The organism is Pseudomonas capsici, from assembly GCF_017165765.1.
GTDB classification, from domain to species: domain Bacteria; phylum Pseudomonadota; class Gammaproteobacteria; order Pseudomonadales; family Pseudomonadaceae; genus Aquipseudomonas; species Aquipseudomonas capsici.
Window position 1 is genome coordinate 418,980 of the sequence record NZ_JAFGZD010000002.1, and the last position, 12,403, is coordinate 431,382.

The following is a 12,403-nucleotide window of genomic DNA, read 5'->3' on the forward strand; positions in this document are numbered from 1 at the left end:
TGTCTCAAGCTTAGACGCTGGCCGGGGCGGCGGGAAAAATTGTCGGGTGAGGTGGGGCATTTCGGGTCGGCAGGGCATAAAGGAATAAGTGGGTAGGACGTTTCCCTTTGTTTTCTGCTGGATTGAACATTGCCGGGCTTGGTGATTACGTCCGGCTTGTCAGGTTTTGTACGAAAAGTCGGCGAACGAAGGTCAGGCAAGGCAAAAACCGGCGAGGAACGGTCGGACTCGCGTACGAGCCGGTTTTTAACGCCGCATGGCCGAGCGCAGGCACCTTCCGTACAAAACCTGGTGGCAAAGACTGCCCCGCATGAAATAAATACCAAGGAAGTTGTCATGAACAAAAACATGAACTGGTTTTACCCGGCGTTTTTATCCGGTGTTTTATGGACGTTTTCATGCCATGCCCTGGCACAGATCGAGGGCGCTGTCGGGCCTTCTGTTTCGACTGCTGCCCAGGTGCAAGAGATCGACGGCGAAGCGTTCACGGTATTGGGCGACCGTATTCATCAGATCGAACAGACATTGCAGAGCGTCACCTCGGTCGATCGTTATAGTTTTACAGCCGTTCGCGGACAGGATGTATTGCTTGCAACGCCCGGAGGTGGTGTATCGAACCGGGTATGGAAGGTTGAATATCAGCTCGATGGTGGAGCATGGCAGCTCAAGAAGTACGACGGGCCTGAGGCCTTCCGGGGCCTGAAACCGGGAGCGCGGATCAATATTCGGGTGCTGGCTTCTGACGGCGTCCGATTTGATAAAGCGGGCTACCGTATCGTTTTCGGCTCATACCCTCATATGCGCTATGACCTTCATCATGAAGAGGGTCTGCTGAAAATACCTTATGGGCTGACCAAGCCACCTTTTCTGGCTACGCAGGCTTTTACGAAGACATTGCTTGAGGGGACATTTACCGATAGCAAGGCTTATCCGTTGGAGGGTGGGGTGATGGGTTTCAGATTGGAGCCTCATCACGGGTATAAGGAAATTGAGGAAGAGTTTACGTCTGATGCATCAGGGAAAATCTCAAAACTCATCGAGTTCAGCCCTTGTGAGGGAGGGAGGTATGCAGATAATTTTGTTCATAAACACAATGGCAGGAATACATGGAGCACTCTCTATAAAGCTGGAAGTTACAGTGCGCGGAATTTGCTTTTAGGGAGTTTGGAAGATAAACCGCATGTTTACGATTTTGGACATATCTGCAAGAGAACGCTGGTTAATTGGTCAAGAAACTGAAAATAGGGTATGACTTGGAGGGGGCTGTCTGGTTGGACAACTCCCCCATCCGTTAGTCAAGCCTTTATATCGATCCGTGGAGATTCCCGCTTCTCTGCATTTTGATGAATCTGCCGTATCCACTCATCGCTCAGGTCATTTTTCCTGACGGCCACGATTTTTCCATAATCAATGGTGTCTTGAAAATTCATGAGATTGAGATTGTATTTTCCTCCAAATTTTTCTGTATCGTGATCCACCAGAGTCATCATGCTTTTAGCATGGAGTTGAACGCTTTCCTTGAAGTCTTCGATGTGGTTGAGTGTGTCGCTAAGCCACTTTATCTCATCCTCGCTCAGGCTGTTTTCATATGAGATAACTTTTATCTTGGCGTCATCACCAAGGGTATAGCTAAAGCCCTTTTTCGCCAGTTCCGGTTTCAATTCAATGAGTTCTTTTCTGAAATTATCGTAATAGCATTGTTGAAGAGAAAGGTATGAGACGGAACGCATTTCTTCAAAGCCCAGAAAAATTTCCTTGGTCATGGGAGTCCCTACTTCGTCAGGGTCTCCAGAACCACTGTAGTAAAGCTTGTTCTTCCATGGCTCCTCCTCCCGAGTATAAAACTCTTTGGCCCGTGCCTCTTTGGCGCTCATGCCGGATTCTGCTTCTGGAGCAGCCGTTTTCATGGGAGTTGAAGCACCAGGCTGAACAGAAGATAGTTGAGGTTTCACTGCGGTTGATACAACGCTGCCGATATTCATGTCTTTCTCCTTTATGAGTTGACGCTCTATCAGTAGCGGCCGCTGAAAGTAAAACTTGTCCTGATAAGTTTGTAGGAGTATTCCTAGATGCAAGTATGCTGGGGAAGTTGTAGGGTTTTTCTCTTTTTATATCGGTTAAGTCAGTAAAGTTTGTCAGTCTTTCAAGGGGCTTTTGTTGGATAGGAAGCGTTGGTCAACGTAGCCTCCGTAATCGTACAGGCTGGCAAACATCCCTGTTTGCCAGCCTGTTTACATTAAAACCTGCCTCAAGCCGTAACCACTCTCTGTGGTCTTCCCAGACGTTTATTCAATTCCAGCCCATTGGCCATCAGCACCATCAAACCAAGCCCGACCAGCGCGGTGGTGACTTGCATCGGCCAGGTATCGCCGGCCAGTGCGTTGGCCATATCGGCCAGGGGGGCGAGCAATACGCCCAGGCAGAAGACCTCCAGCGAGTAGCGTCCCATGCGGCAGGTCTGTTGTGCGGGCCAGTTGTCGAGCCAGGTATGGCGGGTCGGCAGCAGTTTGGCGACCACGTAGACCAGAGCCAGGAAGTGCACGAGCCGGGCAGGGGCCAGGTCGGTCTTGCTGATGGGGTAGAGGGCCTCCAGACCCAGGAGCGAAACCAGCTCGCCATGCAGTTCCGGCCATTTTTCGCTGAAGGTCAGCACGCCTGCGATCACCACATACATGGCGGCCAGCAAAAACAGCGGCTGTTGGTGCAATGAGCGTTGTTCGACCTTGGGGATGGCCGGTTTCGTGGTTTGCAATGCACAGGCACCGCCCAGTACGAACAGCAGTTGCCAGGCCACCGGGTTGAAATACCAGACCCCGCCACCTTCGTAAGCGCGCAGGTTCCAGCCAAACAGCGGCACCATCAGGTACAGCGCAATGGACAGGCCCACTGCCAATTCAACCTTGCGCAGCATCAACGGCAGGATCAACGGCAGCGCCAGCAGCAGAAGGATGTAGAGCGGCAACGGGTCGGTCAGGTTGGGTTTGAAGCGCAGCAGCAATTCGTCGGCCAGCGCCTGCTGCGGATTGCCGACAAAGTATTCGAGGCCCATCTGTTGGACCATGTCGCGGGTTTCGACATGGTTGTTGGCCACGAAGACGATGCCCATCAACAGCGTCAGCAGAAAGATATGCACCACATACAAGACCCAGGTGCGGCGCAGGATGCGTACACAGGCTACCAGCATGCCATCGCGCCGGGCGATTCCCCCGTAAGCCAGGATCGCAGCGTAGCCAGCCAGAAAGACGAATATCTCCGCTGCATCGCTGAAGCCGAAATTGCGCACGGTCAGTTGTGCCAAGGGGTTGTCGGGCACGTGATCCCAGAAAATGAAGATCAGCGCCAAACCTCGAAAGAAGTCGATTCGATAATCGCGTCCGTTACTCATAACGGTGGGCTCTTGAAAGTTTGTCGATTGATTAAGGATCAACCGCAGTGGGTTGAGGTTCCGCACCGCCAGTCAGTGTCGGTCGGCGGCGCGGCAGGGTGGCGTTAATCAACGAGAAAAGCAAAAGCCGGGCTATTACAGAATGTCTCCGTTGCGGTCGGGTCAGTTGAGTTCGGCCGGCTCGAAGCTGTCCGAGCGTGCCATTCGCCACATCCGTGAATAGAAACTGTCGTCCTGTACGCCATTGAGCAACTGGCCCGGTTGCAGGAATACATGTGTCTGCGAGAACAGTTTGATTTCCGTCGCCGACATACGGCGAACCAGGTGCTTGGCCTCCAGTTGCGATGGCTGGTCAAGCCCGGCAGCCGCGAGCATTTCGGCCAGGGCCTTGAGGGTGTTGCGGTGGAAGTTGAAGACCCGCTGGGCCTTGTCCGGCACGACCAGGGCTCGTTGCCTCAGGGTGTCCTGTGTTGCAACGCCGGTCGGGCATTTATTGGTGTGGCAGCTTTGCGACTGGATGCAGCCGATGGCGAACATGAACCCTCGCGCCGAGTTGGCCCAGTCGGCACCGATGGCCAGCACGCTGGCAATGTCGAAGGCGCTGACGATCTTGCCGCTGGCGCCGAGCCTGATCTTGTCCCGCAGGTTCAGGCCGACCAGGGTGTTGTGCACGAACAGCAGGCCTTCACGCATCGGTGAGCCTATATGGTCGGTGAACTCCACAGGTGCGGCCCCTGTACCGCCTTCGGCACCGTCGATAACGATGAAGTCGGGGTAGATACCGGTTTCGAGCATGGCCTTGGCGATCCCCATGAACTCCCATGGATGGCCCAGGCAGAATTTGAAGCCTACCGGTTTGCCGCCAGACAACTCGCGCAGTTGAGCGATGAACTGCATCAATTCGCAAGGGGTGGAGAAGGCGCTGTGCCGGGACGGGGAAATGCAATCCTCACCCATGGGAATGCCGCGGGTATCGGCGATTTCCTGAGTGACCTTGTGTTTGGGCAGGATCCCGCCATGGCCCGGTTTGGCACCCTGGCTCATCTTGATTTCGATCATGCGCACCTGCGGGTCACGGGCTTGTGCGGCGAAGCGCTCTGGATCGAAGCGACCATCTGCGCCACGGCAGCCGAAGTAACCGCTGCCCAGCTCCCAGGTCAGATCGCCGCCATGTTCCCGGTGATACGGGCTGATACTGCCTTCGCCAGTGTCATGGGCGAAGTTGCCCAGTTTGGCACCCTGATTCAAGGCCCGAATGGCATTGGCGCTGAGCGAACCAAAGCTCATCGCCGAGATATTGAAGATCGAGGCCGAATACGGCTGGGTACATTGTGGACCACCGATCAGCACGCGAAACGAATTCGGGTCGCTCAGAGGGGCCGGGCGCATGGAGTGGCCGATGAACTCGAAGCCGGTTTCATAGACATCGATCAGCGTGCCGAAAGGCCGGTCGGCTGTTTCGTTCTTGGCCCGTGAATACACCAGCGAGCGCTGGGCGCGGGAAAAGGGCAGGGCGTCGCTGTCGGATTCCAGCAGGTATTGGCGAATCTCCGGGCGTATGGCTTCCACGGCATAACGGATATTGCCCAGGATCGGGTAGTTGCGACGTACCGAATGTGGGGATTGCAGCAGATCGATGATACCGACCACGCTCAGTACCGCGGTCAGCAAGGTAAATGGCCAAAGCCACTCGTGGTGCCAGAACGGCAGGCTGAACAGGGTGAACAGCACGCAAGCAACGAAGACTGCATAACGACTGAGTAGCGATAGGCTCATATGGCATCCTTGGGCTGATAACGGTTCTCTACACATGCGCCCCGTCTTTTTGCTGCAGGACTGCATACATCGATGGTCGGCTGACGAGCCGTTGCATGAGAAATGTAGCAGGCAGGCGGTAAATGAATAAGGGCGAAGGCCGCTGTCTTGCGGTTCTTCGCCCTTGATCGAAGATATTGTCAGTTGGCGGGGTTGGTCGGCTGGTACTGGAACGTCGGGCCTGTGAAGATTGTTGGATCAGGTATGCCGGACATCATCGCCTTGGCCTGGCCCTTGAGCGACATCATCAGGCCCATCGCCGTATTCATCCGGTTCTGGCTCGAATCGCCGTTGAACATGGCATGCAACGACTGGAGCAGACTGGTGTAGGTGTAGTTGAAATTGTCGTTGGCGAAGGATTGCACCGTGTTCGGCTTATAGGGGCCGGGGTCGGTAGCGACGGGGTAGACGCCCGTAGGATCGAAGTTTATCGCTGCACCGGCATAGGCATACTTATCCTCGGGGGCCGGACCGCCGTCGGGTGTTGCTATCAGTAGTTTGCCTTTCTGGATCTGCATGAAGCGATAGTAGTGCGCGTATCCTCCGCCTTCGACTTCAAGGGGGGAGGTTGATGTGCCTTCGCCCTGATCGATGATGGTTGTGATGGCTTGCTGTGCTGTGGCGACATTGCTGACAACCACCGACCCCCACATCAGATCGGGGCCAACCTGATTGGGCGATGGATTGAGAAAGGCTCCGTCACCCAGTTGCGCGATGGCGTCCGAAATGGCGGTATAGAACTGGCCAATGGTGACATCGGCTTGCGCCGCAAGCAGTTTGAAATCGAGCGCTTTTTCCGGTTCCTCGATCTGCAGGAAAGTCTGCAACTGTGTCTGTGAGAAGGGGGCCAGATGCACGGTCAGGTCCGATTGCACGCCGCCGGGCAGCGGGCCTGGATAGTTGGGGATAAAGCCCGGTGAGTCGATGACAGGCGAGCCGCCGAGGGCATTCATCACATTGCTCGCCAGTGTCATGTGCAGCATTTCTTCGATGACCACCGAGGAAATGATGGCGGAGATTTCCGCATTTTTGCTGGCATCGATCGAGTAGAGCGCATACAGATAAAGCGGGATGGTCGAGTGCTCCAGTTCGACAGCGGACTGAAGCGCATCCAGTACCTGTTGTACCGTGACGTTGGGGCCTTGCAGGCCCGCAATCATTGAGCGTTGCAGACGAATCATGGCATTACCCCTTTGCTGGCTGGGTCTGGTTGATCAGGCGACGGGCAATTGCCGCGGCTTTGCCTCCTCGCGCTGCACTGGCTGGCGCACTGCCTGTTGGAGCCGCAGCCTGGGTGGCCGCATCGACTTGAGGTGCCGCCCTGGTGGCTGTTTTCGTTCCGGGCAAGGGATTCTTGAGCCAGGCAAGAATGGCCTGACGCTTGGCGGGAGACAGGTCCCGGGTCACCGGCATCGAGTTGGCGTCTTGGATATCCAGGCTGAACGCGAGGGTCAGTAATCCGGCGGTTTTCACCACCGAATCGAAATCCGCCATGTTCAGGAAGCGCAGCATCACCGGGTAGAGGTTGGCGTATTGCTGGAAGATCGGCTGGATATCATCCCAGGTTGGTGATGCAGGAATGGTGTAGCCGCTCCAGAGTAGAAAACTGATGAAGTCCCACTGGTTGACGGGGCCTGCGTTCATGCCCACTTCAGTGAATACCGGTCGGATGCCATAGACCTGGCCATCGATTGAGGAACTGCTGTTTTTGAAACGGCGAGGTATTCCCGGATCGTATGTGCTGAGTGACAAGACGGCTTTTCCGCTGGCGTCGGTTACTGCTGTTGAGGCGAAGTGCAGGGCGTTTTCTGGAGTCGCCACCGGCGGGGAAGCCATGACATAAGGAGGGGCGTCAGGTGTTGGTTGCAATTGCGAGGCGTCAAGCATGAATGACACCGAAATCCCTGCCAATGGCAGGCCATACTGCGTTGCGTAGACAGGGATATCGACTTTTTCGTCTGGGCTCAGACGATAGACAAATTTGTCGGCACGTATAAACGCTGCATTTGTCCATTCATTAATGATGATGCCCTGGTTGCCCGACAGGAGCAGCACATTTGTCTGGGCAGCCTGAAGCTGTTGCACCGACAGCGGTAGTACTACGATGCCTGCAGTCTTTGCATACCAGTCGGGGTTGCTGGAATAGCCACCACTTCCCTGAGAGGCAATGGTTCCGAGAGGAATGATGGAGCACCCCGGACCTGTGGTTTTCAGGCTCGGCTCATAAGCGCCGAGCTGCAGATCTCCGAGATCGTTAAGGCCTGCACCCGGAGCTGTTGTAGAGATTGCATTGCCCAGGTCGAGGTAAATGCAACTTGCTTCTGTATCGATGACAGCGGCAAAGAAGTTGATACCGCCAATGGGAGTGAAGAAGTTTCCCTGAGGTGAAACCGCTGCCATGAAGTGGCGGCCAAGCACCAGATGTCGAGGCTCCTTTTCCAGATAAGGCCCTATCGTGCCTACGATTCGACCGCACATGAAGTCTGGCGATGTATTGTCCATGTTCAGGCCGTCAACATTGAACTTGATCGACAACTGTCCTGTAGCCTGGGCGGCCTGTTTCAACTGGCTCAGAAATGCAGAGTGAGAAACATCACCCCATTGCAGATTGTGCAATATCGATTGATACATCGCGCCTGCACCGATGTCTCCTGAACCCGAACCGGTTGCGCGATCCCATATATCGATGAAGGCAGCAGGCAGGAATTGCCCGCTAAAAAGCGTGTCGCCGTTGAGGTCTGCGATTCGTACCTCCAGGCCCCATATTTCCGATACCAGTTGTTGTTCTGGATCGAGGTCGACCATCTTGGCGGGCACCCGACCGTTGGAGTCGGCAATGATGTAGCGCAGTACGGGATCTGACGGAGTCACTGCACCCGCCGGGGTCCAGGCTGAGTTGATGGTACAGCCCAGTAAACGGAAGGCTGCGTCCCCCTGCGGATTGAACCACCCGTTAGGCGGCTTCATATGCGGGCCTTCCAGTTTTTGATAGCTGGATTTGAACGCATCGTTGTCATAGTGGCCGGCGTCATTATTCACCGTCGACACATTGGCTTGGAATTTCCCGGAAAAGTGAAGCCTGAGGGAGTTCAGATAACTCACGTCGAATACCTCCTTGTTGCGTCCATGTTGCGAAAGGGTGTGTCCGTGCTGCGTCCTGCCAGAAAGCGTGTTCAGGTGTTGAAGGGTTCGATGAGGCCGACCGGATTGCCTTCCGGGTCCTTGAACATCGCGAAGCGGTAGCCATCGATTGCGGCTGGCGGCATCAATGCCGATCCGCCAGCCGCAAGCGCAGCTTCAAGCACCGGCTCCAGCGCATCGACCAGCAGATAGAAGTTATGCCCTGGCTCGAAGCCGGGAATGGCGGGATCGGCCTGGCCTATCCCGCCCAGCAGCGGCGGAATACCTGCCGGGAAGTGGATATAGGAAAAACCGCCCGTTCCGGTCTGATACTGCCAGCCGAACACTTGTCGATAGAAAGCCCTGGCTGCTGCCGAATCCCTGGCGATGATTTCAAACATCACTGCCGGATGCCGATTGCTGGCCACTTCTGTTTCTTCAAGGCTGCGCCCGGAAAAGCCGGCCAGCGTGTCGAGAAATTGCACGGTGGTATAGGGCTTGCCGTTCGACGATACGAAGCAGTGGCCGTGCTGCGCGACGAAGTCGGTGAAGAGCGGCCCGTTCACATGGGCGAGAAACGCATCCGGGGCTTGCATACGTCTCGAAGAACAACACGAGCAATGGATCAGGTGGCGGTAGCGATTGCAGGCGGGCATCGGCGCCGAAGGGCGTGTGGACCAGATAGGTGAGGGTACCGGGCTCGCTGGCTTGTACGTCGAGGGCAAGTTGCATCAAGGCCTGGCGTGCTTCCATTTCCTGGCCAGGCTGGATGAACCACTGCGAAGTCAGACTGATCGGCATATTTCCTCCTTGAATATAAACAGTTAGCGTTCAGGCACGGCGATACAGAGTGCTTCACTCTTCAGATGTCTCTATATGCATACTGTTTTACGAGGGGCCGTCCAGTCACAGGCAAGCGGAAACCTGAACGTCGAGGCCGTGGCATTGCAAGTCAAAGAGTGTTCACTGCAATAAAGGCAAAATGCCAAGTAGTTGTGTTACCTATGAAAATTTCCAATGCCTGTGATTTGAAAAGGCAGTTTCAAGGTAGATGACTTCATGGTTAATGCCACAGTGTTAATGAAAAATATATTTATCGAACGGGGCGCTTCGATATAAACATCATGCGGAAAAAATAAGGAATGTTTCTCATTTTCAACGGGGTTTTATAGCTGTCTTCCTGGCGCTTATAAAGTGCATGATTATTGAGGTTGCTGTTCTCCCTGCAACGACCTGATAACTATCAAGTTGTGAGTTCAGCGTTTCAACTTTCCAATACCCACGGTTTGATATGCCGAAGCCGTTCGGCCATTGCATAGACATCTTCCCGTCCTTCCAGACTGGTCCAGCGAAGATGCTGAATCAAGGCCTGCTCCTTGGGGTTGAGCGCAACGAAGCCCAACTCATCTGCCTTGCGCATGAAGCTGTCGCGTGGTTCTGCGGGAGTGCTGGCAGCAATCACTTCCTGCAAGGCGCTTTGCAGCATCGAGACATAACCCACCAGCATCGAGGGGTTACACAGCACATCGGTCTTGTTGACGTAACCATCGAGCAGGCGCAGCGAGTCGCGGGCTTCGATCAGGCGCTCGTAAGCGGAATGAGGAAGGTCATAGTGGGTGATATCAGGCATGAGAAATCCTACTGACTTGTTATTTCATCCGCAGTCCAAGACCGATCGGTGGACGGATCCGTGCGGCTGTGAGTAGTAGGCGCTGGCGTGCCCACGGCTCGCCCTTGACTGGATGCCGTGCCGGCGGGCGTGCTTTCCTGGCTACCAGTAAGCCGGGAGACCCATCCCGGGCCGCTGATTTGGCAGAGGCGGGGCGAACCATAGCTTCAAGCGCCAGCCCGATCAAGTTCAGGGGGGACCAGCAAACAGCATTGATTATCATTAATGAGGATTGATATGTTATGCTATAACAATTCTATAGCGACTTACCCGGAGCCCCCCATGAAACCCGATATCCATCCTGCCTATCGCACCGTGCTGTTCCACGACACGGCTGCCGACGTGTATTTCCTGATCGGTTCCACAGTCGATACCGATCGCACGCAACAGCATACCGACGGCAATACCTATCCTTACGTGGCGCTCGACGTGTCCAGTGCCTCGCACCCGATGTATACCGGCCAGCAACGCAAGACCACCACCGAAGGCCGTATCGCGGGCTTCAACAAGCGCTTTGCAGGCTTCAGTTCCGGCAGCAAGACGGGCACCCCGTCCGCTTGATGCGTGTGCCCATTCCCCGATTCCGGGCGATCTGTGCAGGATTGTCCGGATCGGGGATTTTTTTGTCTGCTTTTCGGACATGCGACCACTGAGCCTCTGGACTAATGCCGGGCATTGCTTTTATCTTCGCGGCCTGAAAAACAGGAGTACCCGCGTTGAAAAAATCAGTCGCCATCGTTTTCGGTGGGCAATCCAGCGAGCATGAGGTTTCGTTGCAATCGGCACGCAACGTGATCAATGCGATTGATCGCCAAAGCTACGAGCTGACCTTGATCGGCATCGACAAGCTGGGCCGCTGGCTGCGGTTCGAGGAAAGCGATTACCTGCTCAATGCCAGCGATCCTGCAAAGATCAGACTGAGTACTTCAGGCAAGCTGCTGGCCCTGTTGCCTGGCAGCGCGGGCGGGCAGTTCGTCGAGGTCGAGTCGGGCGAGCAACTCAAGCGTATCGATGTCGTGTTCCCGCTGATTCACGGTGCCTACGGTGAAGACGGTTCCCTGCAAGGCCTGCTGCGCCTGCTGGCGATTCCCTTTGTCGGACCGGATGTGCTGAGTTCTGCGGCCTGCATGGATAAAGACGTGACCAAGCGTTTGCTGCGCGATGCCGACATCAGCGTGGCACCGTTCGTGGTGCTGGTGCGTGGCCAGACGGCACAGTTCAGTGACGTGGCCGGGCAACTGGGGCTGCCGATGTTCGTCAAACCGGCAAGCCAGGGTTCTTCGGTGGGCGTCAGCAAAGTGACCGACGCAGCCGGTTTTGAAGCCGCTCTGGCGCTGGCCTTCCAGTTCGACCACAAAGTGCTCATCGAGCAGGGCATTGTCGGTCGTGAAGTGGAATGTGCGGTGCTGGGCAACCGCGAGCCGCAGGTCAGCGTCTGCGGCGAAGTGATCGCCAACGACGAGTTCTACGCCTACGACACCAAATACCTCAACGGCGATCAGGCACGTATCGCCATCCCTGCCGAACTTGCGCCGGAACTCGCCGAGCAGGTGCGCGAGGTTGCCTTGCAGGCCTACCGGGTTCTGGGCTGTGCCGGTCTGGCGCGTGTCGACTTCTTCGTCACCGAGGCGCGGGAGATCATCATCAACGAGGTCAACACGATCCCCGGTTTCACCTCCATCAGCATGTATCCCAAGCTCTGGCAGGCCAGCGGTCTGTCCTACGCCGGGCTGATCGATCGCTTGATCGGACTGGCACTGGAGCGTGATGATGAAGCTGGTTTGCTGAAGACGGACATCTTTGCATGAAGATCATCAGTATTGCCGCGGCCTTGCTGATTGCCCCGGACGGCCAGACTTTGCTGGTACGCAAGCGTGGCACCGAGGCTTTCATGCAGCCGGGTGGCAAGATCGAAGTTGGCGAGCCAGCGGTGAATGCGCTGGTTCGGGAGCTGGAAGAGGAACTGGGCCTGGTGATTGATCCGCAACAGGCCATTTTCCTAGGCGAGTTCAGCGCACCGGCGGCCCACGAGCCGGGTTTTGAAGTGCACTGCCAGTTGTTCGGCGTACGCACCGATGCCCAGGTCGTACCGGGTGCCGAGATCGAAGAAATCATCTGGGTCGGGCCAGAGCAACACCCGGAACTGGTACTGGCTCCTTTGACCCGCGACCTGATCCTGCCGCTCTATCGCGAGATGCGCGAAGAGGCCTGATCACGGTAGCGAATTCATTGGCTCTGTCTGCACTAAGTGGTGCAAGTCCTTAAGAGCACTGTGGGAGTTCGCCCGCCGCCGCGCTGTCGCGCAACAAACAGGTGCCGTGTGGTTGTCGATTGAAAGTTCGGCTTGAGGCCGCCTTGCGCCTTTACGGCGCGTCACTTTGGTTTCGGCCAAAGTAACCAAAGCCATTGCTCCG

Annotated in this window: 11 protein-coding genes; 4 read left to right on the top strand and 7 right to left on the bottom strand. The window is 55.8% G+C overall.

Annotation, left to right across the window (positions count from 1 at the left end):
- Positions 1–336: 336 nt before the first annotated feature.
- Positions 337–1,239, top strand: coding sequence for a hypothetical protein (locus JSY17_RS04540; RefSeq protein WP_206400704.1), 903 nt, complete (start codon positions 337–339; stop codon positions 1,237–1,239).
- A gap of 56 nt (positions 1,240–1,295) precedes the next feature.
- Here JSY17_RS04540 and JSY17_RS04545 read toward each other — a convergent pair whose 3' ends face one another.
- From JSY17_RS04545 to JSY17_RS04575, 7 genes are all read right to left on the bottom strand, one after another.
- Positions 1,296–1,982: a hypothetical protein gene (locus JSY17_RS04545; protein ID WP_200998895.1), complete on the bottom strand. Its 687-nt coding sequence runs from the start codon at positions 1,980–1,982 to the stop codon at positions 1,296–1,298.
- 266 nt (positions 1,983–2,248) lie between these two features.
- The gene (locus JSY17_RS04550; RefSeq protein ID WP_200998894.1) at positions 2,249–3,385 is read right to left on the bottom strand and encodes an OpgC domain-containing protein; all 1,137 of its coding nucleotides are present in this window, start codon (positions 3,383–3,385) and stop codon (positions 2,249–2,251) included.
- A 162-nt stretch (positions 3,386–3,547) separates the two neighbouring features.
- Entirely contained in the window at positions 3,548–5,161 is a 1,614-nt protein-coding gene (locus JSY17_RS04555) for an FMN-binding glutamate synthase family protein (protein ID WP_117165997.1), read from the bottom strand.
- Positions 5,162–5,340: 179 nt separating this feature from the next.
- Positions 5,341–6,381: a ferritin-like domain-containing protein gene (locus JSY17_RS04560; RefSeq protein WP_206400706.1), complete on the bottom strand. Its 1,041-nt coding sequence runs from the start codon at positions 6,379–6,381 to the stop codon at positions 5,341–5,343.
- A 4-nt stretch (positions 6,382–6,385) separates the two neighbouring features.
- Positions 6,386–8,239 carry a hypothetical protein gene (locus JSY17_RS04565; protein ID WP_206400707.1) on the bottom strand — a complete coding sequence of 618 codons (1,854 nt, stop codon included), beginning with the start codon at positions 8,237–8,239 and terminating at the stop codon, positions 6,386–6,388.
- 134 nt (positions 8,240–8,373) lie between these two features.
- Positions 8,374–8,916, bottom strand: coding sequence for a VOC family protein (locus JSY17_RS04570; RefSeq protein ID WP_206400709.1), 543 nt, complete (start codon positions 8,914–8,916; stop codon positions 8,374–8,376).
- A 668-nt stretch (positions 8,917–9,584) separates the two neighbouring features.
- Positions 9,585–9,950 carry a hypothetical protein gene (locus JSY17_RS04575; protein ID WP_117166001.1) on the bottom strand — a complete coding sequence of 122 codons (366 nt, stop codon included), beginning with the start codon at positions 9,948–9,950 and terminating at the stop codon, positions 9,585–9,587.
- A gap of 321 nt (positions 9,951–10,271) precedes the next feature.
- On the opposite strand from JSY17_RS04575, the gene JSY17_RS04580 reads away from it, so the two are divergent.
- The 3 genes from JSY17_RS04580 to JSY17_RS04590 all read left to right on the top strand — a co-directional run bounded on the left by JSY17_RS04580 (position 10,272) and on the right by JSY17_RS04590 (position 12,201).
- Positions 10,272–10,550, top strand: a complete 279-nt coding sequence (locus JSY17_RS04580) for a type B 50S ribosomal protein L31 (protein WP_200998889.1) — start codon at positions 10,272–10,274, stop codon at positions 10,548–10,550.
- A gap of 155 nt (positions 10,551–10,705) precedes the next feature.
- Complete coding sequence (gene ddlA, locus JSY17_RS04585; RefSeq protein WP_201014402.1) at positions 10,706–11,797, top strand: D-alanine--D-alanine ligase; 1,092 nt, start codon at positions 10,706–10,708, stop codon at positions 11,795–11,797.
- On the top strand, positions 11,794–12,201 hold the full coding sequence (locus tag JSY17_RS04590; protein WP_122370961.1) for an NUDIX hydrolase: 408 nt from the start codon (positions 11,794–11,796) through the stop codon (positions 12,199–12,201). The genes ddlA and JSY17_RS04590 overlap by 4 nt, the downstream gene beginning before the upstream one ends.
- Positions 12,202–12,403 lie beyond the last annotated feature (202 nt).

What these genes read in the sequence shown, in the direction of transcription:
- JSY17_RS04540 (WP_206400704.1), top strand. Translation starts at nt 337, where the DNA reads ATGAACAAAAACATGAACTGGTTTTACCCGGCGTTTTTATCCGGTGTT.
- JSY17_RS04545 (WP_200998895.1), bottom strand. Translation starts at nt 1,982, where the DNA reads ATGAATATCGGCAGCGTTGTATCAACCGCAGTGAAACCTCAACTATCT.
- JSY17_RS04550 (WP_200998894.1), bottom strand. Translation starts at nt 3,385, where the DNA reads ATGAGTAACGGACGCGATTATCGAATCGACTTCTTTCGAGGTTTGGCG.
- JSY17_RS04555 (WP_117165997.1), bottom strand. Translation starts at nt 5,161, where the DNA reads ATGAGCCTATCGCTACTCAGTCGTTATGCAGTCTTCGTTGCTTGCGTG.
- JSY17_RS04560 (WP_206400706.1), bottom strand. Translation starts at nt 6,381, where the DNA reads ATGATTCGTCTGCAACGCTCAATGATTGCGGGCCTGCAAGGCCCCAAC.
- JSY17_RS04570 (WP_206400709.1), bottom strand. Translation starts at nt 8,916, where the DNA reads ATGCAAGCCCCGGATGCGTTTCTCGCCCATGTGAACGGGCCGCTCTTC.
- JSY17_RS04575 (WP_117166001.1), bottom strand. Translation starts at nt 9,950, where the DNA reads ATGCCTGATATCACCCACTATGACCTTCCTCATTCCGCTTACGAGCGC.
- JSY17_RS04580 (WP_200998889.1), top strand. Translation starts at nt 10,272, where the DNA reads ATGAAACCCGATATCCATCCTGCCTATCGCACCGTGCTGTTCCACGAC.
- JSY17_RS04590 (WP_122370961.1), top strand. Translation starts at nt 11,794, where the DNA reads ATGAAGATCATCAGTATTGCCGCGGCCTTGCTGATTGCCCCGGACGGC.